Here is a 23,679-nt window from a genome sequence, read left to right on the forward strand (position 1 = left end):
GCGGAGGTGCAAATCCTGCGTCAGCGACGGCGGAGGCGCTTGAGGACGTCGAGGTCTTTCGCGACGGCGACGAGATAGAGCACGAACGAGAGCGTCCCGATCACCTGGCCGACCGAGAGCGCGACGAGGACGGGCCAGACGGTGGGGACGAAGACGGAGAGCACCATCATCGGCAGCGCGACGAGGCCGAGCCAGCACGCGATGCGTACGAGCTTGTCGGTGCTGGGGAGGCGGGGGAGCTTCACGGCAGCGGCAGCTCCTTGCCGATCTTCGTCATCGGGTGCGCGTAGCCGTGGCAGCCGGGGCTCGCGCAGGAGACCTCGCCGCTGCGGACGCGATCGAGCGAGGACGCGTGATCGCCGATCGACTGCCAGCGCGGGGCCATCGTCGTGTGGCAGCTCATGCAGTTCTCGTTCGGGAGCGGGCGCCGGATGCGGATGTCGTGGTTCGATTCCTCGAGCGGCATGCTGTGGTACTCGGTCAGGTAGTAATAGACGTGGCGCATGCCGCCGAACTTGGTCATCACGTACCCGTACATGCCGTAGTCCTTGTGGCAGCCGTAGCAATTGTCGGCGCCGAAGGAGTGGTTTCGGCCGTGGACGGCGGCGAGCGTCATGCTCTTCGGGTCCTCCGAGTCGTGCGCGTGAGGCTCCATCACGTGGCAGGACCCGCAAAACGTGCGTGTCTGCGTGGCCTGGAAGCCGGCGACGTTGGCCGATCCTGCGGAGATGAGCGGCAGGACACCGAGCCCCAGCAGCAGGACCAGCTTCGCGTTCCCGGCCTGCTCGCCGTCGAGGGGCGGCCGGCGTACCAAATGCATGACGAGCAGAACCGCAGCGACGATGGCGCTTGCGGTCGCGAGCCAACCGATCCAGCCAATCCCCGCGAACGTGCCCATTCGTCCTCGTCGCCGGAGCAAGATCGGCGCCGCCGTCACTGTTACCGTAGTTGCGCTCGCCGAGCGACAGGCGTCGGCGCAGCTGCGTCTTCGCGGCGACGCGCTCGTCCAGACGCGCTCGCCGGTCGGCCTCCTCGTCCTCCGCGGGGAAGACCAGGTCCAGCCGTGGCTCGACGCCGAGACGGTGACCTGGCTCGGCACGCACACGGGCGGCGACGTGCTGACGCTCTCGGTCCGCGCGCGCCACGCGCGGAGCGGCTCCGAGGCGCGGCTCGGCCGCCAGATCGTGACGATGGGCGCGGTGCGGCCGGTGCACGTGGACGGCGTCCGCGGCCTCGTGCGCCCGTACCGCGACACGACGCTGGAGGCGTTCGCGGGCGTCCCGGTCGTGACCGGCTTCGGGTGGAAGGAGTTCATGTGGACCGCGGGCGGCCGCGCCGGCGCGTCGCTCGGCGAGCGCGGGACGCTCGGTCTGTCGTACGCGGTCCGGCGTCCGCGGAGCGGGCTCGATCAAGAGGAGGCCGGCGCCGACCTCGCGATCACGCCGGCGCGCTGGCTGACCGCCGCCGCGCGCGCGTCGTTCGACCTCGTCACGGAGGGGATCGCCGACGCGCTCGCCTCCGTCAGCGCGCAGAAGGACGACGTGCGCGTGGAGCTCTTCGTCACGCACCGCGAGCCGAGCCGGCTCCTCCCGCGGACGTCGCTCTTCTCGGTCCTCGGCGACGTGCCTGCGACGACGGCGGGGCCGACCGCGCGGTGGCGCGCGTTCCCGCGGCTCGAGCTCGTCGGCTCGGGCAGCGTGCAGACGCAGGGCGGCGCGGTCGGCGGGCAGGGGTTCGGGCGCGCGTCGCTCGCGCTCGACGACGCGTGGGCGGGGACGATCGGGCTCGAGGCGCGGCGCGTCGACTTCAACGGCGCGCGGTGGATCGGCCTCCGCGCGCTCGCGTCGGTGCCGCTCACGCAGGCGTTCCGCGCGGCGACGGAGCTCGAGCTCGTGCGCCCCGACGAGCCGGGGACGCGTCCGTCGCTCTGGCCGTGGGCGCTCGCGTCGATCGCGTGGTCGTCGCCTTCGGGGTGGGAGGTCGCGAGCGGCGTCGAGGCGTCGTCGGGGGCGACCGAGCGCGCCTCGCTCCACGCGCTCGCGCGCGTCTCGTACGCGTTCGATCGCGCGCCGCCGCCGGGAGGTCGACGGTGAGGCTCGCGCTCCTGGCCTCGTGCTGCCTCCTCGCCGCGTGCGCGGGCGTGCTCGGGATCAAGCCGCGCAACATGGCGCGGCCGTTCGAGCATCGCGCGCACTCGAACGCGGGCGTCGACTGCCTCACGTGCCACGCCGGCGTCGGCCGCGCCGGCGACGAGGGCCCGCTCCACCTCCCCGAGACCGCGACCTGCATCGGCTGCCACACGCGGCCCCACGACACGCGGACGTGCAGCGGATGCCACGGCGATCACCGCACGCGCGAGGAGGTCCGGCTCGCGCGGACGCACCTCAGCTTCGCGCACGACCGGCACGTGCCCACCCTCGGCGGGCAGTGCGTGCCGTGCCACGCGGCGGCGGGGAAGACGGAGCAGGCCTCGCTGCGACCGCCGATGGCGCAGTGCTTCGGCTGCCACGAGCACAAGGACCAATGGCAGACCCGGGAGTGCTCTGCGTGTCACGTCGACCTGCCGCGCGAGCTCGCGCGTCCGTCGAGCCACGTGTTCCACGAGGGCGACTTCGTGCGCGAGCACGGCATCCGCGCGGCGTCGGCGCGCGACCTCTGCGCGACCTGCCACGCCGAGCCGTTCTGCGCGAGCTGCCACGGCGTCACGGCGCCGGTGCTGCCGTGGCGCCTCGCGTTCGATCGACCGTCGCTCACCGGCTTGCACCGCGCCGGCTTCCGGCAGCGCCACGCCGACGAGGCGCGCGCGAGCCCGGGCCTCTGCACGACGTGCCACACCGGCGGCACCTCCTGCGCCGAGTGCCACGAAGGCCGTCAGCTCGCAGCGGGGACGGGGCGGAGCCCGCATCCGCCGGGGTGGGTCCGCGCGCGCGGCGGCGAGCACGGGCGCGCGGCGCGGATGAACCCGCTCTCCTGCGCGACCTGTCATGGCGGCTCCGGCGAGGCGCTCTGCGTCGGATGCCACCGCGTCGGCGGACCGGGCGGCAACCCGCACGGCCCCGGCTTCGCGAGCAGCCTCGACGCGCAGCGCGATCAGCCCTGCCGGCAGTGCCACGCGCCATGAAGCTCGGGCGCGCACGGCTCGTTCTCCTCGCGCTCGCGGCGCTCGCCGCCGTCGCGGCGGTCCTCGTGTACGTGTTCGACAAGCGCGTCGAGCCACGCTCGCCGGTCGAGCAGGTGCCGGTGACGTGGACCACCGCGCGCGACGCGCCGATGCACGTCCTCCACGTGCAACAAAAGAAGATCGCGTGCACGGAGTGCCACCAGGCGGAGGAGGCCGGCGCGACGAAGCCCGCGCCGGCGAGCGTGTGCGCGAAGTGCCACGCGCCGCAGGACGAACGCGGGCACCACGGCAAGGGCGACGCGACGACGACGTGCCTCGACTGCCACGCGTTCGGGATGCGCGCGCCGGCGTCGTGCAACGCGTGTCACGCGAAGGAGCATCGCTCCGCCGCCGCGCCCGCGCTCGCGCAGCACGCGAGCGTGGAGATCGCGTGCACGGAGTGCCATCGCATCCACGCCGAGACGCGCGTCGTGCCCGCCGACTGCACGACGTGCCACACGCAGGTGACGGCCCGGCACGGCCGCTTCGAGGTCGCGCCCGAGGTCCCCAACGTCGGGCTTCTCTCGACGCCCGCCCCGAAGGAGGAGCCGCGCTCCACGCCGGGGCCCGACGCGGGTGCGGCGCACGACGTGTGCTCGGCGTGCCACGCGCCGCACACCGCGAAGGAAGCGGCCGGCGCGAAGTGCGTCACGTGCCACGCCAAGCCGCACGAGAAGCACGCCGCGTGCACCACCTGCCACGAGCCGCACGCGGCGCGGCGGGAGGCGGTAAAGGCATGCGACGGTTGCCATACGGCGAAGGTCGCCGTGCGCGCGGTGACGGGTCACGCCGCGTGCGCCGGCTGCCACGCGCCGCACACGCCGTCGAACGCGAAGGCGGCGTGCACGACGAGCTGCCACGCGCAGAAGCCGGTCCTCACGAAACATGAACAATGCACGCAATGCCACGACGTGCACCGCCCCGACGTCCGGCCCGAGGCGGCGTGCACGACGTGCCACGCGAAGGTGACGCCCCAGCACCCCGCCACCGGCGGCAAGACGTGCATCGGTTGCCACGCGCCGCACCCGAAGACGCCGGTCGTCGCCGCGGCGTGCTCGTCGTGCCACACGACGATGAAGGACGACCGCGCGGCGCACGCTTCCTCGGTCGCCGGTGCAAAAAGTGTACTATGCACACAGTGCCACTCCCCGCACGAGTTCCGGCTCGCGGGGCAGGGGACGAAGCTCTGCGCGAAGTGCCACGAGCCGAAGATCGCCGCCGTCGCCGCGCGGCCGGGCCACGCCGACTGCGCGAAGTGCCACGGGTCGGCGCACACGCCGATCGCGAAGCCCGCGTGCGCGAGCTGCCACGCGGCCGAGACGCAGAGCGCGCCGCGAGGCCACGCGGCGTGCACCAGCTGCCACGACGCGCACTCCGGCTCGCTCGGCGCGCGCGCGACGTGCACGAGCTGCCACACGAACAAGAAGGACGCACCCCACGCGCACGCGACCGCGCAGGGCTGCGCCTCCTGCCACCGCCCGCACGGCCCGAAGGGCCCTGCAGAGCCCCCGCCCTGCGCGACCTGCCACGCGAACACGACGCGCGTGGCCCTCCACGCGAAGCCCGGCCACGCGACGTGCACGAGCTGCCACACCGCCCACGGCGGCCCGCGCTCCGATCGCGCGACCTGCACCGGCACCTGCCACACCGATCGCCGCGACCATCAACCCGAAGCGAAGGTCTGCAAGGGCTGCCACCTTTTCCGGCAGTGACGCGCGTCCGAGCCCTCGCTACTCGGGCACGCGCGCGAGCTCGGCCCAGAGCGCGTCGACGTCGAACACGAGGCCTTTGCATCCTGGAACAGGATCGACGCGGCCGGCGGTCACCCCCACGACCTTCGTGTAGTTGCCCGGCGCGCTTCGCTCGAAGATCTCGAAGCTCCCGAGCGCGGGATCGACGATCCAGTAGTAGCGAACGCCGAACGCCGCGTATTCGGCCATTTTCTCGACTCTGTCACGTCGCTCGTCGCGCGGTGAAGGCGTCACCACCTCGACGACGATGTCCGGCGGATTCACGAGCGGACCTCGCCGCGGGGGAGGAGCGCTCCCGGGGAGGAGAACGAGCAGATCGGCCTTTCGCCCGCGGTTGGCGGCCACGACCATCTTCACTTCGGACCCCGCCACGAACCCCTGCGCGCCCAACCATCCCCGCAGGAGCACCGCGAGCCAGGTCACGGCGAGCTCGTGTACGAAGTCCGCCGCCTCCTCGTCCTCGACATGGTCGACGACGAACTCTCCGGCGACATCCTCGCCCAGCTCGAGCCACTCCTCGAGTGTCGAGACGGGCCGCTCTCCAGCAGCCGGCAGCTCGCTCAACGGGGCCACGACGCTTGCACCACGAGAAGGTAGCACGAGGCCCGGGAGCGGACGACCGGGGCCAGCGCGTCATCGCAGCGCGTGGTCGACCACGCCGTCGACGTGGGCGGGGCGCGCGGCGGGGACGAGCGTGTCGCCGGCGACGCGGCCTTCGTGGCAGATCCCGCCGTTGCAGGTGGTGACTTGCGCGTGGGGCGGGGGCGGCGGCGCGCCGTGGCAGCTCCCGCACGTCGTCGCTGTCGCGGCCGTCCACGCGGGGGCGCGCGTCGCGCCGCCGGCGCCGTCGTGGCAGTAGGTGCCGGCGCAGGTCTTCGTCGCGGGATCGTAGCTCGCGCGGCGGCCGCCGCGGACGGCGAGGCCGGTGAAGCGCACCGCCGCGAAGCCGCGGCCCTCCGGATGGCGCGCGCCGGGCGGCTCGTGGCACGTCTCGCACGGGACCGGGCGGCCGTTCGCGGGCGACGCGTGCGCCGCGTGCGCGCCGGTGGCGGGCCACGGATCGTCGCCGCGCCCGTGGCACGCGCCGCAGCGGCCGCTGCCGTCGCCGAGGTCGACCTTGCCGTTCATGTGGAGGGCGCCGCCCGCGATCGCCGTCCCGTCCGCGTTCGCCTCGTGATGGCACGTCGTGCACGTGCCGAAGTAGTGGTTCGGCGGCGGCGAGAAATGGCAGTCGTTGCACGTCACCCTTGCCTCGCCCCACGCCGGCGCGGGCCGCTGTCCGCCGCGCGCGTGGCAGGTGCCGGCGCATCGCTTCTCGTTCGGATCGAAGCGCGCGGTGCGGCCGGCGACGGCGTAGTCGAACGCGACGTCGACGTAGCCGTTCGCGTGGACGCCGCTCGGCGCGCCGGTGCTCGGCGTCGGATGGCAGGTCGTGCAGGCCAGCGTCGTCGCGTGGGCCGCGTGCGTGCGGTCCTCGCGCTCCTCGGGATGGAAGCAGCGGCTGCGCGGCGGATAGGCGCGCGCGCCGTCGCCGTGGCAGGTCCCGCACGCGAGCGCGGCGGCGGGCTCGGCGTGGCAGCTCGCGCAGGACGGAGCGCCGGGCGCGGGGCGCGCGCCGTCGTGGCACGTCGCGCACGCGTCGGCGTCTCGCGCGTCGAGCATCGGCGCGTAGCGGCGCTCGCGGAGGAAGCGTGCGTGCCCGTCGCGCGAGCGCGGATCGGCGAAGCCGGCGGGATGGACGCCGCCCCCGCTCCGCGACGCGCCGTCCGCGATCCACGTCGCGAGCGTCGCGCGCTCGCTCGCGGTCGCGACGTCCGCGTGGTCGGGCCGATCGAGCGCGGCGAGGATCGGCGCGACAGTGTCGCTCGATGCAACGGCGGCGGCGCGATCGCCGCCGACGCAGCCGATCGCTCCGATGTACGTCTCGGCGCTCCAGCTGCCGGCCGGCGCAGCGCCGCCGTGACAGCGGACGCAGCGCGCGGCGAAGAGCGGCGCGACGTGATCGGTGTACGTGACGGGCGCGCGGCGATCGTCCGTTCGCTCGCACGCGGCGAACGCACCGACGGCGCCGAGGACGGCGAGCGGCCAGAAGCGCACTGGCGCATCGTATGCAATTGTTCGTCCGATCGGAGCCACGACCGAAAAGGACGACGCGCACCGGGACGCCGACGCGCAAGACGTGCGTCGACGCGCAAAGCCCGCGCTGCGGCGGCGCGCGCGAGCGCGACAAAAGCCTGACGCTGGACTCATGGCGCGAACTTGGCATAAGGCTCCTCCCTCATGAGATTGACCCGTTCGCTCACCCTCGTGCTCTTGCTCTCCGGCGCCGGGACGGTCGCCGCGATCGCTGCGTGCAGCAGCGGCGACGACGGCGCAGCCGGCCCGGCCGGTCCCGCCGGCCCTGCGGGCCCGGTCGGCCCCGCGGGCCCTGCCGGCGCGGATGGCCTGCCCGGCTCGATCGCCGACGCCGGCAACCCCTTGACGCAGGGGGCGTGCACGACGCCCTGCCATACGTTCAACGGCGTCGTCGATCAATGGCGCTTCAGCCATCACTCGCATCCGCAGAACAACGAGATCGGCACCGGCGCGTGCGGCAACTGTCATGGAATCGACGGTCTGCAGCAGCGGCTCGCCGGCAACTACGTCGTCGCGCCCGACGCCGGCACGCCGGTCGGCGTCGAGAAGGGGCACGTGAACTTCACGACCGCGTCGGGCACGGTCGCGGAGATCAGCTACGGCGGCGCGACCACGATCGGGCGCATCCACTGCTCGACGTGCCACGACTTCAACGCGACGAACGATCCGCACGTCACCGGGAGCTACTCGCCGGGACAAGCGCCGCTCCGCGTCCCCGGCGGCGTGGACGACGAGGTGCTGATCGAGAAGACGCCGGGCACGCCGCCGCTCGTATCGACCGGCACGCCGGTGAAGTACCGCGCGGCGAACACCTGCGTCTTCTGTCACAAGTCGCGCAAGGACGTGACGCTGTACATCGGCGCGAACAACGCGCTGAGCTCGGTGCGCTGGGGTCCGCACGACGGACCGCAGTCGGACCTGTTCTCGGGCGAGGGCGGCTATCACTTCGCGGGTCAGCCGTACTCGAAGTCGACGCACACGACGATCGCGAACGCCTGCGTAGCGTGCCACATGGCGCCGGTCGCGGCGAACGGCGGCGTGCCGGACCACACGATGAAGCCCTCGCTCACGTACTGCAAGTCCTGCCACCAGAACTACAACGGCCAGACCTTCGACGTGCAGAGCGGCCAGTCGATCGTGAAGAACGCGCTCTTCGAGCTCCAGGCGGCGCTCAACGAACGAGGCATGCTCACGCGCTCCGCGACCGCGCCGTACTCCGCGCTCGGTCCCGACGCGCTGTCCGACGGCCAGTTCCACCTCGACGCGGTCCGACCCGGCGGGGGCGACGGCGGCGCGAACATCGTCGCCGACGGCCCCACGGCGGGTGCGATCTACAACTACCTCGTCGTTGCGCGGAGCAAGGACCTCGGCGTCCACAACCCCACCTACGCGAAGCAGCTCCTCTGGGACTCGATCCGACAGATCAAGAACTGCGCGGCGGTCGTGGGTCCGTGCCCGACGAGCCTCGCGTCGCGCCCGAACTGACTCAGGCGTCTTCCCAGTCGGTCCACTCGACGGGGTGACGGGCGAGGTACTCCTTCACCGCGACGCCGATCGTGGGGAAGAAGAACTCGCGACCGATGCGCTTCTCGAGGCCGTAGCGCTGGAGCCGGTCCTTGACCGGGTCCTTCAGCTCGGCGAACGCAAGCTCCGCGTCGAGCTTCCCCAGCTCGACGTCGAGCTCCTCGAGCATCTCGGCGGCGGTGGTGTCGACGTCGGTGATGGGCTCGGCGGCGACGACGACCCATCGCGTCGGCGTCGCCGCCGCCGCCGCCTGCGCCGCCTCGAGGACGCGCGCGCGGAACAGGTCCGCGTTCGCGAAGAAGAGCGGAGCGTCCCAGCGCAGGATGACGAGGCCGGGCACCTGGCGCGCGTTCGGGTAGCGCTTCACGTCGTGGTAACCCTTCACGCCGGGCGCGCGCCCGAGGATCGCGTCGTGCGGTCGCCACACGCGCCGGACGACGTCGAGGAGCGACGTCGCGACCGCGACGGCGATGCCCTTCACGACGCCGAGGGAGGCGACGGCGGCGAAGGCGACGAGGGCGAGGAGGAAGTCGGAGCGGCGCACCTTCCACGCGCGGCGGAGCGTGCCGGCGTCGAACATGTTCACTGCGGCGGAGATGACGACGGCGGCGAGGGCGGTGCGCGGGAGGTCGGCGAGCAGCGCCGGCGCGAGCACGAGGAGCACGACGATCGCGACCGCGCCGACGACGCCGGTGAGCTGCGTGCGCGCGCCGGCCGCCTCCGCGACCGGCGTCCGCGAGGCGCTGCTGCTGATCGGGAACCCGCCGAAGAGGCCGGCGCCGACGTTGGCGAGGCCGAGCGCGACGAGCTCGCGGTTCGCCTCGACGCGGTAGCCGTTGCGACCGGCGAAGGTCCGCGAGACGACGCTCGTGTCCGCGAACGAGACGAGGGCGATCCCGATCGCGGTGACGACGAGCTCGGGCAGCTCGCCGAGCGCGACGCGCGGAAGCGCGGGGACCGGCAGGCCGCGCGGGACGACGCCGACGACGGCGAGCCGCTCGTGGAGGTCGAACACCTTGACCGCGAGCGTCGCGCCGATGACGGCGACGAGCACGCCCGGCGCTCTCGGCGCGACCGCCCGCGCGACGAAGATGACGGCGAGGCACCCGCCGCCGATCAGGAGCGACACCGCGTCGACGCGCCCTGCCGCGACGCCGTGGAGCAGCTCGGGGGCGCCGTCGAGGACGTCGGCGGCGTCGACGGAGAAGCCGAGCAGCTTGGGGAGCTGCGTGATCACGATCGTGAGGCCGATCCCGTTCATGTAGCCGACGCGGACGGGCTTCGAGAGGAGCTCCGTCACGAAGCCGAGGCCGAGGAGCCCCGCCGCGACGCACAGCCCGCCGGTCATGAGCGCGAGCACCGCCGCGAAGGCGACCGCGCGCGCCGGATCGTGGGGCGCCTTCGCGACGACGACGACGGCGATGAGCGCGGTGAGCGCCGAGTCGGGCCCGAGCACGAGGATGCGCGAGGGCCCGACGAGCGCGTAGACGAGGAGCGGGAGCACGGTGGCGTAGAGGCCGGCGACGGCCGGGAGCCCGGCCGCCTCCGCGTAGCCCATCCCGGCCGGCACGAGGAGCGTGGTGAGCGCGAGGCCTGCGCCCACGTCGCGCACGAGCCACGAGCGCTGGTAGTGGCGCGCCGTCCAGAGCCCTGGGAACCAGGAGCGGACGCCTTTTTCCGGAAGTGGCGGGATGACCCTGCCGTCCTTGCCGCTCACCCGTGCAGCATACGCGCGGCGGCGCATCGTTTGCGCCGGCATGCGCCTCGCACCCGGGTGTCGTCGAAGCCCATGATGAACGCCCATCTCCCAGTCCTGTCCCTCGAATGGCCCACCGGTCGCGACGACGGCCTCGCGCGGCGCGAGCGCGAGCTCGCGACGAGCCTCGACGAGGTCGCGCAACACGTCGCGACGGGTCAGGTCGAGAAGGCGCGCGCTCGCCTCCGCGCCGCCAGCGAGGCGATCGCGGAGCTGCCGCGTTCGCGCGGGGGGCAGGAGCTCCGCGCGCGCGTGAAGGTCGAGCGGTCGCGCCTCGGTTGGGCGGCGGCCGGGCTCGAGCCGGCGTACACGTTGCCGGTCGCGTTCGCCGAGGCGCTGGAGGCGCGGGCGGAGCTCGGCGCGATCCCACCCGCGGGTCTGCGCGCGGACGTCGCGACGTTGATCGCGGGCATCGCGTGCGACATCGGCGACGGCGCGACGCTGGAGCGCGCGCGCAGCGCCGTCGGCGACACGGCGAAGGCGCTCGACGCGGAGGGCGCGACGCACGCGGCCGCGTCGCTCCTCGACGACCGAGCGGCGATCGAGCTGCGAATGGGCCACGCCCAACGCGTCGCGTCGCTCCTCGATCGCGCGTCGGAGCACGTCGACGGCGGCACGGACCTCGCGGACGTGCGCCATTTGATGGCGCGCCTCCCGCTCCACGGCACGGTGGCGGGCGCCCCGCGGAGCGAGGTCATCGCGGCGGCGCTCGATCATTGCGCGATGGCGGAGGGCATCTACGCGACGTTCGAGCGAAGGCGCAGCCTCGCGCGCGTCCTCGAGACGAAGGCGCGCCTCCACGCGCTCGCGGGCGACGACGCGGCGGCGGAGCGAGCGTTCCGAGCGGCGCTCGGGATCGCCGACGACATCCAGGACGTCATCGGCCTCGCGCGCATCACGGCGGGCCTCGCGGCCCTGTTCACGCGCGCCCGCTCGGCGCGCGAGGCGCTGGTGATGCTGTCGACCTCGATCGAGCTCAATCGCTGGAAGGGCTCCCCGATGGGCGTCGCCTTCGATGAACGCCTCCTCACGGAGCTCGACGATACGATCGCGCGCACGGACCCCGGCGACGAGGCCCTGGCCTCCGAGCTCGCCCGCGTCCGCGCCGAGCTCGCCGACGCCCTCGGCGCGACCGCGGCACCTTGATGTGAGCGCGCCGGCTCGTCGGGCGAACGACGTGAGGCTGGTTGCTCCGTGTCAAGACGTGCGACGATGCGTGGACCTCGATGGCGGACAAGAAGACTCACTTCGGACGTGCGGGGGAGTACTACGGCATGTCCGAGCTTCTCCTTCGCGGCTGGAACGTCGCGGTGCCCGTCGTCGACGTCGGCGACGATGTGTTCGTCATCGACGACAACGACAAGACCACGTGGCGACTTCAGGTGAAGTCGGCGGAGACCGGGCCGATCGCGGAAGCCGACGGGAATGGCGTGAAGGCGAGGTTCAAGCTCTCTCGCACGCAGCTCAGGTCCCTTCAACGGATCGAGCTATTTTACATGCTCTTGATCCGTGTCGATGCGTCGTGGCGCTTCCTCGTCATCCCGCGACCGGAGCTCCTCGAGATCCGAAACACGTACGTTGCAGCAGCAGCCGACCGTGAAGGGCCGGGACGGCGTCCGCTCGGCGACGACACCGCGACGACGGATGGACTTCCGTTCGAGGTGGTGCTGCGAGGTGAGGACGCGACGGGTTGGGGAGCATCGCTCACCCCATACCTCGAGCGGTGGCCCGAGACTCTCCCTGTCGTAGCCGGCGGTCCGGGGACGATCGCGTGAAGCCAGCGGCTTCCGAGCTCGACGTTACAACCGAGGTAGCTCCTGATCCGTCACCGCGTCGCGAAAAGTAACGCCGCCGAGCGCAATAAGTCGCTCCTCGGTGAGTCCGGTGAGGAGCTGAATGATCTGCGGCGCGATCGCTCCCTGAACGTGCTCGTAGTCGGCCTTCGTCTCGTGCGCGATGAACACTCGCGGTCGCACGTGCACGGCCGAGCCCAGCTCCTTCCGCAGTCGATCGAGCGACCGTGGCTCGAGCGCATATGTTGCTCCGTCACGATCGACACCGCGAAAGATCACGAGCGGCGCTGGGAGCTCTCGAGCGGCTTGAGCACTCATTGCGTACAGTATGCGGCCGCGGGCGCGATATCGCGAGCCCGATCCGCGGTGTCTTGAAGGCGCGCGCGGGTGCCGATGCGCGAGCTCTGCGGGATCACGCCGTGTCCTCCGGTCTCCTCGACAGCCAGTCGCCGTCGACGGACGCCTGGATGTTCGACGCAAGACTGAGCAGCCCGGAACGCGAAGGGCGGTCGCCGTAGTACGCCTCGATGCGCGCGAGGACCGCCTCGGCAGAGACGCGACCGCCGGCTTCCGCGAGGCTGTTGCGTACGAGCTCGAGCCGCGTCGGGACGCGCGTCGACTCCCACGTCGCGAGCCCCAGCGCTCCGCTCGTGCTGAATCGGAAACGGCCGTCCGCGCGCAGGCCCGACATGGTCAGCTCCGCCGTCCACCGCGCGTGGTCCGGCGACAATGCGCGGACCTCCTCGTGCGCGTGGACCTCCGACAAGCCGCGCTCGCGGCGCGCGAGGACGGCCTCGACGTGCGCGGCAGCCTCGGCGATCGCGCTCGCTCCGCCGGGGACGTCGCGCGCGAGGAGCCCGATGCGCTCCCTGTCGACACGCACGAACTGCGGGCGCGTGAAGACCTGCGCGATCGCGATCTCGCTGGCGCCGAGCCGGCTTCCGAGCTTCGTGACGAGGACCCCTCTCGCGACGGGCTCGCCAGCGTCCACGAGGAGCTCCTCGAGCGCCTCGTGCACGTAGACGCGGCTCTCGTTCTCGCGGCTGCCGGGCAGGGCGACCCGAAAACGCCCGAGGTAGCGGAGCTCGCTACCGGCCTTGATGAGGGCGCCGAGCCCGTAGGCCGTGAGCCATTCGGGTATGTCATGGCTCTCGCGCAGCTCGTCGAGGAGCTCGCTCGTGTGCCACTGCCGCTCCGGACCAAGCTGCTCGACGATGCGCACGGCGGCCGGGACGAGGCGTGCTCTCCACTGGTCGAAGTCGCGGAAGTGCTCGCGGAGCCCGATCGTCCCACGGCCGAAGACGATCGCCTCGTCGGGGAGGTTCCCGATGCGCTCGATCCCGACCCGACGCGCGAGCTCGTCGCGGTGCAGTGGCTCGCTGGACGCACGGAGCACGGCGAGCAGCGCGGCGGTTCGCGAAGCCCCCAGCGCGAGGACGCGGTTCGCGCCGCGGTTCGCGCCGTCGTGGCCCACGTCGATCTGCATCGTCGCGCGCAGCTCGTTGCGGAAGTGCGCGGCGACGTGGTCGCCGAGGTTGCTTGTCGTCGCGGCCACGAGCGCATCGAACGCCGACAGTGACGCAGGCAGCGCGATCGCCTCCGCGCGCGCGCAGAGGTCTTGCCACGCCGAAGCGATCGCGGACGCCGGATGGCGCGCGAGCCACGGCGCGTCCTCGAGCTCGAACACGTGGCCCTTCTCGTCGAAGAGCGTCTCGACCACGAACTTCACGACCGCAGGCCGCGCGCACGCTTCGGCCCACCAGGGATCGCGCGCGAGCACGGAGAGCGGAGTCGCGACGTCGAGCACGGCGTCGATGCGGCGCGATGCGCGCTTGGCCCAGCCTTGCTTTCGAAGCGGCTCCTGCTTCTCGCTCGAAGCGAGGACCACGTGGAACTCCAGCCCCTTGGCCCGGTGCATCGTGGCGAGGCGGACGCCCGGGAGCCTGGGCTCCTCTTGCTCCAGCACGACCGTCGCGATGCCGGCGCGCTCGCGCGAGACCTTCCCTGGGCTCGGCGCGCTCGGCTGCGGCGCGCAGTTAGCCTGGCTTCATCGTGCTCTCGGCGGCGCTGAACGCGTCGGCGTTCGCACCGTATCAGCCATGCGCCACGTCGACCTTCCCGAAGACCGGAATGCGATCGACGAAGGAGACGCAAGCGGACCCTTCGAGGGTGATCCATTCGCGCACGTTCGGGCGAGGTTCGGGCTTCCCGGCCGGTCGCGCTAGGTCGAGTGTCGCGCGGGCCGTCCAGCCGAGCACATCCGTCCTGGTCTCTGGCGAGCGAGAGCCGGAAGTCACGTGCTGTTCTTCCGTCGCGAGAACGACACCGTTTTCGTTTGCCGAATTCTGCACTACCGACGCAGACTCCGTAGACCGTAGACGATTGAGCCGGCGCTGCGCCGCGCAGTCGCCTCCGCGTCGCGCGAATTATGCACGGCGGCGCAGCCTTTGCGGCTCTCGCGCCGCCCGTACCGCGAATCATGGCCGGGCGAGCTGGTGGTGCTGGTCTTGCACTCGGCGAGGGGTGTCATGCAAACCGTGCGAGCGATCATCGAGGCCGAGCCGCTGTGGGTGCCCGACGACATGCCGGTCGAGCAGGTCGCGGCGGCGCTCGCGGAGCGAGGGCTAGGCGGCGCGCCGGTGTGTACGCGCGACGGCGCTGTCGTCGGCGTCATCTCGAAGACGGACCTGACCGAGCACTACGGTCGCGCGGAAGAGCGCCTCGCGCGCGACCTCATGACGCCGCACGTCCTCACCGTGCGCGCCGACGCGCCGCTCGAGCTCGCGATCCGGCGGATGGCGGTCGAGAACGTCCATCAGCTCGTCGTCGTCGACGAGCGCGAGCGCTTCGCCGGCGTCGTTACGTCGATGGACATCCTCCGCGAGCTCGCGGGCTGCGCCGTGGCGGTGACGCGATGAGCCCCTCGCTCTCCGCCTACCGCCACGCCCGCGTCATCGTGCAGAGCCGGCACGCGACCGCGGTCGAGGCCGCGCTCGCGATGAAGACCAACGAGATCGGCTGCGTCCTCGTCAGCGACGGCCGCTCCGTCGTCGGCCTCGTCACCGATCGCGACCTCGCGCTGCGCGTCGTCGCGGAAGGACGCGATCCGCGCGCGACCCAGCTCGGCGACATCATGTCCACCCCCGTCACGTCGCTCGACGCGAAGGCGCCGCACGCGGACGCGATCCGGCTCATGCGCGAGCGCAACATCCGCCGCGTGCCGCTCGTCGAAGGAAGACGTGTCGTCGGGATGGCGACCCTCGACGACCTGATCCTCGAAGGAGCCGCGACCCCCGCGGAGCTCACCGCGGTGGTAGAGGCGCAGATCGCGGAGGGCGGGCCGGCGCGCACCCGTCGCTTCGACGAGTGGACGTCCTTGAAGCGGCGGCACTCGCGCGCGCTCGGGACGAAGGCGAAGCTCCTCGCGCGCATCCGCGACCGCGCGGGCGTCGAGACGAACGACCAGGCGGAGCGCGCGCTCGACGTCGTCCTCGAGTCGATCGTGCGTGGCCTGCCGCCCGGCCTCGCCGCGAGCTACATCGCGCGCCTCCCGGTCGCGCTCCGCAGCCGCTTGCGCGAGCTCGATCCCGCGTCGGCGGCGTGCCCCTCGCGGAAGCGCCTCGACGCGCGCATGGCACGCGAGCTCGGGCTCGAGCGGGCGCGCGCGAGCCAGATCACCGGCGTCGTCGTCGACGCGCTCACCGACTTCGTCCACGCCACCGATCCGATCGGTCGCCGTCTGCCGGAGGGCGTGCGCGCGATCCTCGCCCCGGGAGGATAGACCGTGCGCCCAAGGACCGACGGGAGGATCGCGGCGGTGCACGGAGGCGTCGTCGACGTCCGCGTCGAGCGCTCCGCACCACCGGCCGTGCGCGAGGGACTCCGCGTCGCCGGCAGCGGCGCGATGCTCGAGGTCCAGGCGCACCTCGAGCCGGGGCTCGTCCGCACCCTCGCGCTCGCGCCGACCCGAGGCCTCTCGCGCGGCGCGGCGGTCGAGGCGACCGGCTCGCCGCTCACCGTGCCGGTGGGACGCGCGCTCCTCGGCCGCGTCGTCGACGCGACGGGGCAGCCGCTCGACGGCGGGCCCCCCGTGAAGACGAGCGAGCAGAAGCCGATCCACCGCGCGCCGCCGGAGCTGCACCTCCACGAGACGAAGCTCGAGCCGATGTGGACCGGGATCAAGATCGTCGATCTGTTGTGCCCCTTCGCGCGCGGCGGTAAGACCGGGCTCTTCGGCGGCGCCGGCGTCGGCAAGACGCTCCTCCTGATGGAGCTCGTCGACGCCGTCGTCGCGCAGTACCAGGGCGTCGCCGTGTTCGCCGGCATCGGCGAGCGCATCCGCGAGGGCCACGAGCTCTGGCGCGACTTCGAGCGCGGCGGCGTGCTCGACCGCGCGGTCATGGTCTTCGGGCAGATGGACGCCCCGCCGGGCACGCGCCTCCGCGTCCCGCACGCGGCGCTGACGATCGCCGAGCACTTCCGCGACAGCGAGCGGCGCGACGTCCTCCTCCTCGTCGACAACATCTTCCGCTTCGTCCAGGCCGGCATGGAGACCTCCGCGCTGCTGGGCCGGCTCCCGTCGCGCGTCGGCTACCAACCGACGCTCGCGACCGAGATCGCGGAGGTCGAGGAGCGGATCGCGTCGACCGCGGACGGCGCGATCACGTCGGTGCAGGCGGTCTACGTGCCGGCCGACGACCTCCACGATCCCGGCGCCGCCGCCGTCACCGCGCACCTCGACGTGCGCGTCGTCCTCCAGCGCTCGCTCGCCGCCGCGGGCCTCTACCCCGCCGTCGACGCAGTGAGCTCGCAGTCGCGCCTCTCGTCGCCGGAGGTGCTCGGCGCGCGGCACTACGAGGTCGGCGAGCAAGTCCGCTCCGCGATCGCGCGCTACCGCGAGCTCCAGGACGTCATCGCGATGCTCGGGCTCGACGAGCTCTCGCCCGAAGACCGCGCGCTCGTCCGCCGCGCGCGCCGGCTCGAGAAGTTCCTCACCCAGCCGTTCAAGGTCTCGGAGCCGTTCACCGGCCGGCGAGGCGCGCGCGTCCCGATCGAGCGCACGATCGAGGGCTGCGCCGCGATCCTGAACGGCGAGCTCGACGACGTCGAGGAGGACCGCCTCTACATGATCGGCGCCCTCGACGACCTGGAGGTGACGTGATGGATCCGCTCCTCCTCCGCGTGCGGACGCCTTCGAGCGTCGTCCTCGACGCCCCCGTCCGCGCCGTCCGCGCCGAGGACGCGAGCGGTTGGTTCGGCGTCGCGCCCGGCCGCACCGAGCTCGTCGCCACGCTCCCGGTCGGCCTCGTCGTCTACCGCGACGACGAGGGCGAGGGCTTCATCGCGGTCGGCGGCGGCCTCCTTCACCTCTGCGGCCGCGAGTGCCGCGTGATGGTGCGCGACGCGGTCGCGACCCGCAGCCTCGCCGCGGTGGGGCCGGAGCTCGAGCGCTACGTCGATCGCCGCGAGCGTCGCATCGCGCGCGAGCGCGGCATCATCGACGACCTCGCGCGCGAGGCGCTCCGCCGTCTGGTCGAGAGGGGGCGCCGATGACATCGCACGAGGACCTCGCGCGCGGGGCGGCGAAGAAGGCCGAGCGGCTCGCGCGCGCGCGCCGCATGCGCACCGATCTCTGGACGTCGCTCGTGCGCGTGGTGGGGCTCGGCTGGGTGCTCGTGCTGCCGCTCGCGCTCGGCGCCGCGGGCGGCAGGCTCGTCGCAGAGTGGCTCGATCGCCCTCGCCTCGCGCTCGTCGGCGTCGGGCTCGGGCTCGCCGCCGGCGCCTACGGCGTCTACGCGCAGGTGAAGCGCGGGCTCGAGAGCGACGACGAGAGGAGCGACGAGCCATGACAACCGCGCTGCAGATCGTGATCGGCCTCGTCCTCGGCGGCCTCGGCGCGGGGGTCCACCTCGCGATCACGCGCTGGCGCGTGGCGCTCGCGGCCGAGCGCGGCGCCGCCGCTGCGCTCGTGACGATGCCGCTCGGCCTCGTCGCCCTCGGCGTCCTCGTCCTGATCGCGGCGCGCATCTCGCCGGTCGCTGCGTGGGCCGCGCCGGCCGGGCTCTTCGCGGTGCGCCTCGCGGTGCTCCGGAGGGTGAGGCGATGAACCCGTTTCCGCGAGCGCTGGCGTCGGCGGGGCCGTTCGTCATGACCGACAGCATGCTCGTCATGCTCGTGATCTCGATCCTCCTCCTCGCCGCGGGCCTCGTCGCGCTCAGGATCCCGCGCGCGCGTCACGCGCTCGAGATCGGGTACGAGGTGCTCGAGCGATCGATCGTGACGTCCACCTCCGCCGACGTCCGCGCGCTCGTCCCGCTCATCGTGACGATCTGGGTCTTCCTCGGCGTCGCGAACGTCATCAGCCTCGTGCCCGGCGTCGCGACGCCGACGCGTGACCTCTCGCTCGCGGCGTCGCTCGCGCTCATCTCCTTCTTCGCGGGGCACGTCCACGCCGTCCGCACGCACGGCCTCGCCTACCTCCGCCACTACATCGAGCCGACCCCGTTCCTGCTCCCGTTCAACATCATCGGAGAGCTCGGACGAACGATCGCGCTCGCGCTGCGCCTGTTCGGCAACATGTTGTCCGGGCAGCTCGTCATCGCGATCGTGGTCTACCTCGCGGGCCTCCTGATCCCGGTCCCCCTGATGCTCCTCGGCGTCCTGACCGGGCTCGTCCAGGCCTACATCTTCGGGGTCCTCACGCTCGTCTTCGCCGCGAGCTCCCTCCGCGAGACGAGCCAACACGTACGAAAGGAGGTCACATGACCGCCCAGGACTGGATCTCGATCGTCAGCATCATCACCGCCGGCATCACCGTCGCGGGAGGCTCGTTCGGCGCCGCGCTCGGTGAGGGCCGCGCGCTCGCGCAGGGGCTCGACGCGATCGCGCGCCAGCCCGACTCGGCGAGCACGATCACGCGCACGCTCTTCGTCGGCCTCGCGATGGTCGAGTCGTCGGCGATCTACCCGCTCGTCATCGGCCTCATCCTCCTGTTCGCCAACCCGTTCGTGAGGTGACGTCATGGGCCTCAGCTTCACGAGTCTCCTCTTCGAGACGGTGAACTTCCTCATCCTCGTCTGGGTGCTCTCGCGCTTCGTCTACCGCCCGCTGAAGAAGAGCCTCGCGGAGCGTCGCGCGGCGGACGAGAGACTGCGCGTCGAGGCGGAGGCCAAGCGCGACGAGGCGACGCGCGCGCTCGAGGAGATGCGAGAGAAGCACAAGGAGCTCGGCGAGCTCCGCGAACGCGTCATGCGCGAGGCGGCCGAGGACGCGGCCGCGATGCGCGCGCGCCTGCTCGCGGAGGCGAAGGACGACACCGCGGCCGCGCGGGCGCAGGGCGAGCGGCTCCTCGACTCGGAGCGGGAGGAGGCGCGCGCGGCGGTGCGCGACCTCGCGATCCGAGAGAGCACGCACATCGCGGCGCGTCTCCTCGCCGAGCTCTCACCGCGGGCGCTCGACGACGCGCTCGTCGAGCAGCTCGCGCGCGCGGTCCCCGAGCACGACCTCCGTCGCGACGGCGCGGGGCGCCGCGTCTCCGAGATCGAGCTGCGGTTCGCGCGTCCGCCCGCGCCGGAGGCGGTCACGCGTCTACGAAAGGCCTTCGCCGACGCGCTCGACGCCGACCCCACGATCGCGACGCGGCAAGACCCCGCCCTCGTCGCCGGCGTCGTCGCGACGATCGGAGAGCACGTCCTCGACGCGTCGATCGCCGGGAACCTCACCGCCCTCGCCGCGCGCGCACGCGCGCTCAGCGAAGGCGAAGGCGAAGGAGCGACCGATGGCTGAGGACCTGCAGGAGACGGTGCGCCGCGTCGGAGCGGCGATCGGGCGGACGGTCGATACGTTCGCGCCGTCGGTGATCGCGCGCGAGGAAGGGCGCGTCGTTCACGCGGCGGACGGCGTCCTCCGCATCGCCGGGCTCCCGTCCGCCGCGCTCGAGGAGGTCGTCGAGGTGGGGCGCGGTTCGCACGCGCTCGTGCTCGGGCTCGCGAGCCACTCCGTGCAGGCCGTCGCGCTCGACGCCGCCGCGACGATCGGGGAGGGCGATCCGGTGCGCCTCACCGGCCGCGTCGCGTCGATCGACGTCGGCGACGCGCTCCTCGGCCGCGTCGTCGATGCGCTCGGTCGTCCGCTCGACGGGCGGCCGCTCCAGGGGCGACGCGTCACCGCTCCGATCGAGCGCGCGGCGCCGTCGATCGATCAGCGCGCCGCGGTCCACGCGCCGCTCCTCACCGGCACGCTCGCGATCGACGCGATGCTCCCGATCGGCCGCGGCCAGCGCGAGCTCATCGTCGGCGACGAAGGGACGGGGAAGACGACGATCGCGAAGGACGCGATGCTCCGCCAGCGCGGCACCGACGTCGTCTGCGTCTACTGCGCGATCGGCCGTCGCCGCGCCGAGACGTGGCTCGTCGCCGAAGCGCTGCGGCGCGCGGGGGGACGCTGGGTGATCGTCTCGGCGCCGGAGGACGCGAGCGCCGGGCTCCGCTACCTCGCGCCGTACGCCGCGACCGCGGTCGCGGAGCACTTCACGTACCGCGGCGAGCACGCGCTCGTCGTCTACGACGACCTCAGCGCGCACTCGGTCGCGTGGCGCGAGCTCTCGCTCCTCTTGCGCCGCCCGCCCGGACGCGAGGCCTATCCCGGCGACGTCTTCTATCTGCACGCGCGTCTCCTCGAGCGCGCGGCGCAGCTCTCGCCCGCGCTCGGCGGCGGATCGCTCACCGCGCTCCCGATCGCGACGCTGGAGGGAGGACGGCTCGGCGGCTACATCCCGACGAACCTCGTCTCGATCACGGACGGTCAGATCGTCCTCAGCGCGGGGCTCTTCGCAGCGGGGCAGCGTCCGGCGATCGACGTCGGCACCTCGGTGAGCCGCGTCGGCGCGAAGGCGCAGCCGCAGGCGCTCCGCCAGCTCGCGGGTCGCCTCCGCCTCGACTACGCGTCGTTCCTCGAGCTCGAGGCGTTCTCGCGCCTGGGGACGCGGCTCGAGGAGAGCACCGCGCGCCGCCTCGCGCTCGGCGGTCGGCTGCGCGCGCTCCTGAACGGCCGCCCCGCCGCGCCGCTCTCGCTCTTCGAAGAGACGACGCGCCTCGCGCTCGCCTCCGATCACGATCTCCTCTTGAAGCTCCCGGCCGATCGCGTGCTCGACGTCGCGACGCACCTCGCCGTCGCCGCCGCGCGCGCGCTCCCGTCGGTCGCCACCGTCGTCGAGAAGGACGGCGTCCTCCCCGAGGCAGGACGGCAAGAGCTCGCCGCGTTCTTGCGCGCGAACGTCTCGACCTTCCATCCGGAGGTGTCGTCCGATGATTGACGTCGGGACGAACGACGTGAACGCGGTGGAACGATCGATCCGCGCGGTGACCGCGATCCGCCAGGTCGTCCACGCGATCTGGGCGGTCTCGCGCGCGCAGCTCCCGCTCGTCGAGCAGGCCGCGTCCGCCGCCGCGACGTACCAGCGCTGGGTCGACGAGACGGTGGAGCGGCTCGCCGGTCCGCCGCAGGCGCTCGAGGCCGCGGCGACGCTCAGCGTGGTCTTCGGACCGGAGCGGCCGTACTCGAGCGCGCTCGCGCGGCGCATCATCGAGGCGATGCCGGCGGGGGACCTCGGCATCGTCGGCGAGCGCCTCGCCGAGGCGGTGCGGCAGATCCCGGAGCTCGACGCGCGCGTGCGCTTCCGATCGCCGGGCAGCGTCACGCACGACGATCTCCACGACGTCGCGCTGGCGGTGGCGCGAGCGGTGCTCCAGCACGGGCGCGACTCCGCCGTCGTCATCGTGCACGTCGTCGACGACGACGCACGTCTCGCGGTGGTGCCGCTCCTCACCGCGCGCGAGCCCGTCGATCGACCGCCGGAGACGTTCAGCGCGCTCGGCGACGTCGTCGCGACGGCGATCACGGAGGCGACGAAGGGGCGGCTCGCGGTGGCCGCGGCGGAGACGTTGCGGGCGGAGCTCCGCGCGCGCATCGCGGCGGCGGACGCGGCGCGGCGAGCCTGCGACGACCGCCGCGCGGAGCTCGATCGCTTGCTGCAGTCGGGCCGCCGCGAGACGATCACGCGCGAGCTGCTCGAGATCGTCGCCGGCCGCGAGGCGTCGTGGCCGACGGCGTGAGCGCGCTCTCCATACGATGCTCTACACGATGAGGATGTCCGCGACCCCGTGCTCGACGACCGAGCGCGTGATGCTGCCCATCAGCCCGTGCGCGATCATCGATCGACCGCGCTCGATCACGAGCAGCACGCGTCCGATGCCTTGCTCACGCCTGAGCACGCGTCGCGGATCGCCGTGCCGGAGCACGAGCGCGCGCGCGTCGACGCCGGCGTCCGCGAGGCGGGCTGCCATCGCGGCCTGCGCCTCGCGCCGGCACTCGCGGCGGTAGCTCCGGATGTTCGCCTCGCTCGCCCCTTGCAGCCGGAGGGTGGACTCGAAGGTCCCCTCGTAGGCATGGACGACGGAGAACGGACGGCCGGGCGCGACCAGCGCCGCCGCGGCGACGGCCTTCTCGAGGTGCGTGCTCGCGTCGGCCGCGATGACCACCTCTTGGTACGTGCGCGGCGGAGCGGTTCGGACGAGGAGCACGGGGACGCGAACGGAGCCGGCGATCCGTTCGGCGGTCGAGCCGACGAACGTGTCCGGCACCGAGCGCCCGCGCGCGCCGACGACGATCAGGTCCGCCGCGAGCTCGCGCGCCTTCGCGCGGAGGACGCTCGTCGCGGCGCCGGCGACGTGGTGGCCGCGGGCGGCGACCCCTTCGGCGATCGCGCGCGCGCGCGGCCGCTCGAGCGCGACCGCCCCGGCGTCGTCGTCGCGCCGTCCGGCGAGCGCGGCGCTCGAGAGGCCGAGCGCCTTCGCGAGCGCCCGCGGCAGACGCGAGCTCGCGTGGACGACGTGGAGCGTCGCGCCGGCGTCCTTCGCGATCCGGATCGCGCGCGCGATCGCGTTCTCGGCGCTCTTGGAGAAGTCGGTGCCGACGAGGATCGTGCGCGCGGCGCCTGCGCTCGGGTGCAGGTTCTCGGCGGGGCTCATCTCAGCGCCTCCGCTGCTGCTCGCGCCATTGTTCGGCGCGGAGGAGGGAGGTGACGTCGCCGAGCTTGCTGGCGAGGTGAGTGAGCGCGTCGTCGAGCGCGAAGACGCCGATGAGGTGGCCCTCCTTGTCGACGACGGGGACGCGGCGGATCCCGTGGCGGCGCATGCGCGCGAGCACGGCGTCGGCGTCCTCGTGCTCGAGCGCCACGATCGGATCCGGCGTCAGCACGTCGCGCACGTCGAGCGTCTCGAAGTGGGGGACGTCCTTCGCGACGATCCCGACGACGATGTCGCGGTCGGTGAGGATCCCCATCGGGCGCTTGTCGGGGTTGGTGACGACGACGGCGCCAACGTGATGCGAGCGCATCAAGCGCGCCGCGTCGACGACCTTGGCGTCGGGCGGGACCGTGACCGCGTCACGTGAGCAGAGCTTGTCGATCTTCATACGCTCGTACGAGGCAGGTGCCGTGCCGCGCACGATCTGCGCGTCGATGCAACATGCACCGCAGCGCGCCGTGGAACGTGGATTGCT

The 23,679-nt window shown here is 72.9% G+C and carries 27 protein-coding genes; 18 read left to right on the forward strand and 9 right to left on the reverse strand.

Going from position 1 to position 23,679, the window contains the following annotated elements; genetic code table 11:
* Positions 1-20: 20 nt before the first annotated feature.
* Positions 21-245: a hypothetical protein gene (locus tag KF837_34560; GenBank protein MBX3232500.1), complete on the reverse strand. Its 225-nt coding sequence runs from the start codon at positions 243-245 to the stop codon at positions 21-23.
* A complete protein-coding gene (locus KF837_34565; GenBank protein ID MBX3232501.1) occupies positions 242-820 on the reverse strand; it encodes a NapC/NirT family cytochrome c in 579 nt (192 codons plus the stop codon). The genes KF837_34560 and KF837_34565 overlap by 4 nt, the downstream gene beginning before the upstream one ends.
* A 22-nt stretch (positions 821-842) precedes the next feature.
* On the opposite strand from KF837_34565, the gene KF837_34570 reads away from it, so the two are divergent.
* The 3 genes from KF837_34570 to KF837_34580 are packed head-to-tail and all read left to right on the forward strand — an operon-like array spanning position 843 to position 4,872.
* On the forward strand, positions 843-2,093 hold the full coding sequence (locus tag KF837_34570) for a hypothetical protein (protein ID MBX3232502.1): 1,251 nt from the start codon (positions 843-845) through the stop codon (positions 2,091-2,093).
* On the forward strand, positions 2,090-3,121 hold the full coding sequence (locus KF837_34575; GenBank protein ID MBX3232503.1) for a hypothetical protein: 1,032 nt from the start codon (positions 2,090-2,092) through the stop codon (positions 3,119-3,121). The genes KF837_34570 and KF837_34575 overlap by 4 nt, the downstream gene beginning before the upstream one ends.
* Positions 3,118-4,872 (forward strand): hypothetical protein, encoded by a 1,755-nt coding sequence (locus tag KF837_34580; GenBank protein ID MBX3232504.1) that lies wholly within the window; start codon positions 3,118-3,120, stop codon positions 4,870-4,872. Before KF837_34575 ends, KF837_34580 begins: the two co-directional genes overlap by 4 nt.
* A gap of 18 nt (positions 4,873-4,890) precedes the next feature.
* Here the strand turns inward: KF837_34580 and KF837_34585 are convergent, their stop codons facing one another.
* Together KF837_34585 and KF837_34590 are read right to left on the reverse strand one after the other, a co-directional pair.
* Positions 4,891-5,475, reverse strand: coding sequence for a Uma2 family endonuclease (locus KF837_34585; protein MBX3232505.1), 585 nt, complete (start codon positions 5,473-5,475; stop codon positions 4,891-4,893).
* A 69-nt stretch (positions 5,476-5,544) separates the two neighbouring features.
* Positions 5,545-7,008: a CxxxxCH/CxxCH domain-containing protein gene (locus KF837_34590; GenBank protein MBX3232506.1), complete on the reverse strand. Its 1,464-nt coding sequence runs from the start codon at positions 7,006-7,008 to the stop codon at positions 5,545-5,547.
* Between the two features lie 183 nt (positions 7,009-7,191).
* Here KF837_34590 and KF837_34595 point away from each other — a divergent pair, with 183 nt between their 5' ends.
* Positions 7,192-8,532, forward strand: coding sequence for a hypothetical protein (locus KF837_34595; protein ID MBX3232507.1), 1,341 nt, complete (start codon positions 7,192-7,194; stop codon positions 8,530-8,532).
* A 1-nt stretch (position 8,533) separates the two neighbouring features.
* Here KF837_34595 and sulP read toward each other — a convergent pair whose 3' ends face one another.
* Positions 8,534-10,288, reverse strand: coding sequence for a sulfate permease (gene sulP, locus KF837_34600; GenBank protein MBX3232508.1), 1,755 nt, complete (start codon positions 10,286-10,288; stop codon positions 8,534-8,536).
* A gap of 72 nt (positions 10,289-10,360) precedes the next feature.
* Between sulP and KF837_34605 the strand changes: the two genes are divergently transcribed.
* Both KF837_34605 and KF837_34610 read left to right on the forward strand, forming a co-directional pair.
* Positions 10,361-11,473 carry a hypothetical protein gene (locus KF837_34605; protein ID MBX3232509.1) on the forward strand — a complete coding sequence of 371 codons (1,113 nt, stop codon included), beginning with the start codon at positions 10,361-10,363 and terminating at the stop codon, positions 11,471-11,473.
* Positions 11,474-11,514: 41 nt separating this feature from the next.
* The gene (locus KF837_34610; protein MBX3232510.1) at positions 11,515-12,102 is read left to right on the forward strand and encodes a hypothetical protein; all 588 of its coding nucleotides are present in this window, start codon (positions 11,515-11,517) and stop codon (positions 12,100-12,102) included.
* A gap of 24 nt (positions 12,103-12,126) precedes the next feature.
* On the opposite strand, the gene KF837_34615 is transcribed toward KF837_34610, so the two are convergent.
* Both KF837_34615 and KF837_34620 read right to left on the reverse strand, forming a co-directional pair.
* Positions 12,127-12,291: a hypothetical protein gene (locus KF837_34615; GenBank protein MBX3232511.1), complete on the reverse strand. Its 165-nt coding sequence runs from the start codon at positions 12,289-12,291 to the stop codon at positions 12,127-12,129.
* Positions 12,292-12,532: 241 nt separating this feature from the next.
* Positions 12,533-14,038, reverse strand: a complete 1,506-nt coding sequence (locus tag KF837_34620) for a hypothetical protein (protein MBX3232512.1) — start codon at positions 14,036-14,038, stop codon at positions 12,533-12,535.
* 340 nt (positions 14,039-14,378) lie between these two features.
* On the opposite strand from KF837_34620, the gene KF837_34625 reads away from it, so the two are divergent.
* The 12 genes from KF837_34625 to KF837_34680 all read left to right on the forward strand — a co-directional run bounded on the left by KF837_34625 (position 14,379) and on the right by KF837_34680 (position 22,232).
* Positions 14,379-14,498, forward strand: a complete 120-nt coding sequence (locus KF837_34625) for a hypothetical protein (protein MBX3232513.1) — start codon at positions 14,379-14,381, stop codon at positions 14,496-14,498.
* Positions 14,499-14,648: 150 nt separating this feature from the next.
* On the forward strand, positions 14,649-15,038 hold the full coding sequence (locus KF837_34630; GenBank protein MBX3232514.1) for a CBS domain-containing protein: 390 nt from the start codon (positions 14,649-14,651) through the stop codon (positions 15,036-15,038).
* Entirely contained in the window at positions 15,035-15,901 is an 867-nt protein-coding gene (locus tag KF837_34635; protein MBX3232515.1) for a CBS domain-containing protein, read from the forward strand. The genes KF837_34630 and KF837_34635 overlap by 4 nt, the downstream gene beginning before the upstream one ends.
* Positions 15,902-15,904: 3 nt before the next feature.
* Entirely contained in the window at positions 15,905-17,281 is a 1,377-nt protein-coding gene (gene atpD / locus KF837_34640; GenBank protein MBX3232516.1) for a F0F1 ATP synthase subunit beta, read from the forward strand.
* A complete protein-coding gene (locus KF837_34645) occupies positions 17,281-17,673 on the forward strand; it encodes a hypothetical protein (GenBank protein MBX3232517.1) in 393 nt (130 codons plus the stop codon). Before atpD ends, KF837_34645 begins: the two co-directional genes overlap by 1 nt.
* On the forward strand, positions 17,670-17,969 hold the full coding sequence (locus tag KF837_34650) for an AtpZ/AtpI family protein (GenBank protein MBX3232518.1): 300 nt from the start codon (positions 17,670-17,672) through the stop codon (positions 17,967-17,969). Before KF837_34645 ends, KF837_34650 begins: the two co-directional genes overlap by 4 nt.
* Positions 17,966-18,226 (forward strand): hypothetical protein, encoded by a 261-nt coding sequence (locus KF837_34655; protein ID MBX3232519.1) that lies wholly within the window; start codon positions 17,966-17,968, stop codon positions 18,224-18,226. Before KF837_34650 ends, KF837_34655 begins: the two co-directional genes overlap by 4 nt.
* A complete protein-coding gene (locus KF837_34660) occupies positions 18,223-18,885 on the forward strand; it encodes a F0F1 ATP synthase subunit A (GenBank protein ID MBX3232520.1) in 663 nt (220 codons plus the stop codon). Before KF837_34655 ends, KF837_34660 begins: the two co-directional genes overlap by 4 nt.
* Positions 18,882-19,136 carry a F0F1 ATP synthase subunit C gene (locus KF837_34665; protein ID MBX3232521.1) on the forward strand — a complete coding sequence of 85 codons (255 nt, stop codon included), beginning with the start codon at positions 18,882-18,884 and terminating at the stop codon, positions 19,134-19,136. Before KF837_34660 ends, KF837_34665 begins: the two co-directional genes overlap by 4 nt.
* A gap of 4 nt (positions 19,137-19,140) precedes the next feature.
* Positions 19,141-19,905: a F0F1 ATP synthase subunit delta gene (locus KF837_34670; GenBank protein MBX3232522.1), complete on the forward strand. Its 765-nt coding sequence runs from the start codon at positions 19,141-19,143 to the stop codon at positions 19,903-19,905.
* Positions 19,898-21,433, forward strand: coding sequence for a F0F1 ATP synthase subunit alpha (locus KF837_34675; GenBank protein ID MBX3232523.1), 1,536 nt, complete (start codon positions 19,898-19,900; stop codon positions 21,431-21,433). Before KF837_34670 ends, KF837_34675 begins: the two co-directional genes overlap by 8 nt.
* Positions 21,426-22,232, forward strand: a complete 807-nt coding sequence (locus KF837_34680; GenBank protein MBX3232524.1) for a F0F1 ATP synthase subunit gamma — start codon at positions 21,426-21,428, stop codon at positions 22,230-22,232. The genes KF837_34675 and KF837_34680 overlap by 8 nt, the downstream gene beginning before the upstream one ends.
* Before the next feature lie 21 nt (positions 22,233-22,253).
* Here KF837_34680 and KF837_34685 read toward each other — a convergent pair whose 3' ends face one another.
* Together KF837_34685 and KF837_34690 are read right to left on the reverse strand one after the other, a co-directional pair.
* Positions 22,254-23,147 (reverse strand): universal stress protein, encoded by an 894-nt coding sequence (locus KF837_34685; protein ID MBX3232525.1) that lies wholly within the window; start codon positions 23,145-23,147, stop codon positions 22,254-22,256.
* A 1-nt stretch (position 23,148) separates the two neighbouring features.
* Positions 23,149-23,592 (reverse strand): CBS domain-containing protein, encoded by a 444-nt coding sequence (locus KF837_34690; protein ID MBX3232526.1) that lies wholly within the window; start codon positions 23,590-23,592, stop codon positions 23,149-23,151.
* Between the last annotated feature and the right edge of the window lie 87 nt (positions 23,593-23,679).

This window comes from Labilithrix sp., assembly GCA_019637155.1.
Lineage (GTDB): Bacteria > Myxococcota_A > Polyangia > Polyangiales > Polyangiaceae > Labilithrix.

Excerpts from the sequence above, each read along its gene's own strand:
- KF837_34565 (MBX3232501.1), bottom strand. The coding sequence starts at position 820 with ATGCATTTGGTACGCCGGCCGCCCCTCGACGGCGAGCAGGCCGGGAAC.
- KF837_34570 (MBX3232502.1), top strand. The coding sequence starts at position 843 with ATGGCGCTTGCGGTCGCGAGCCAACCGATCCAGCCAATCCCCGCGAAC.
- KF837_34580 (MBX3232504.1), top strand. The coding sequence starts at position 3,118 with ATGAAGCTCGGGCGCGCACGGCTCGTTCTCCTCGCGCTCGCGGCGCTC.
- KF837_34595 (MBX3232507.1), top strand. The coding sequence starts at position 7,192 with ATGAGATTGACCCGTTCGCTCACCCTCGTGCTCTTGCTCTCCGGCGCC.
- KF837_34605 (MBX3232509.1), top strand. The coding sequence starts at position 10,361 with ATGATGAACGCCCATCTCCCAGTCCTGTCCCTCGAATGGCCCACCGGT.
- KF837_34620 (MBX3232512.1), bottom strand. The coding sequence starts at position 14,038 with ATGCACCGGGCCAAGGGGCTGGAGTTCCACGTGGTCCTCGCTTCGAGC.
- KF837_34630 (MBX3232514.1), top strand. The coding sequence starts at position 14,649 with ATGCAAACCGTGCGAGCGATCATCGAGGCCGAGCCGCTGTGGGTGCCC.
- KF837_34635 (MBX3232515.1), top strand. The coding sequence starts at position 15,035 with ATGAGCCCCTCGCTCTCCGCCTACCGCCACGCCCGCGTCATCGTGCAG.
- KF837_34645 (MBX3232517.1), top strand. The coding sequence starts at position 17,281 with ATGGATCCGCTCCTCCTCCGCGTGCGGACGCCTTCGAGCGTCGTCCTC.
- KF837_34650 (MBX3232518.1), top strand. The coding sequence starts at position 17,670 with ATGACATCGCACGAGGACCTCGCGCGCGGGGCGGCGAAGAAGGCCGAG.
- KF837_34655 (MBX3232519.1), top strand. The coding sequence starts at position 17,966 with ATGACAACCGCGCTGCAGATCGTGATCGGCCTCGTCCTCGGCGGCCTC.
- KF837_34660 (MBX3232520.1), top strand. The coding sequence starts at position 18,223 with ATGAACCCGTTTCCGCGAGCGCTGGCGTCGGCGGGGCCGTTCGTCATG.
- KF837_34665 (MBX3232521.1), top strand. The coding sequence starts at position 18,882 with ATGACCGCCCAGGACTGGATCTCGATCGTCAGCATCATCACCGCCGGC.
- KF837_34670 (MBX3232522.1), top strand. The coding sequence starts at position 19,141 with ATGGGCCTCAGCTTCACGAGTCTCCTCTTCGAGACGGTGAACTTCCTC.
- KF837_34675 (MBX3232523.1), top strand. The coding sequence starts at position 19,898 with ATGGCTGAGGACCTGCAGGAGACGGTGCGCCGCGTCGGAGCGGCGATC.
- KF837_34680 (MBX3232524.1), top strand. The coding sequence starts at position 21,426 with ATGATTGACGTCGGGACGAACGACGTGAACGCGGTGGAACGATCGATC.
- KF837_34685 (MBX3232525.1), bottom strand. The coding sequence starts at position 23,147 with ATGAGCCCCGCCGAGAACCTGCACCCGAGCGCAGGCGCCGCGCGCACG.
- KF837_34690 (MBX3232526.1), bottom strand. The coding sequence starts at position 23,592 with ATGAAGATCGACAAGCTCTGCTCACGTGACGCGGTCACGGTCCCGCCC.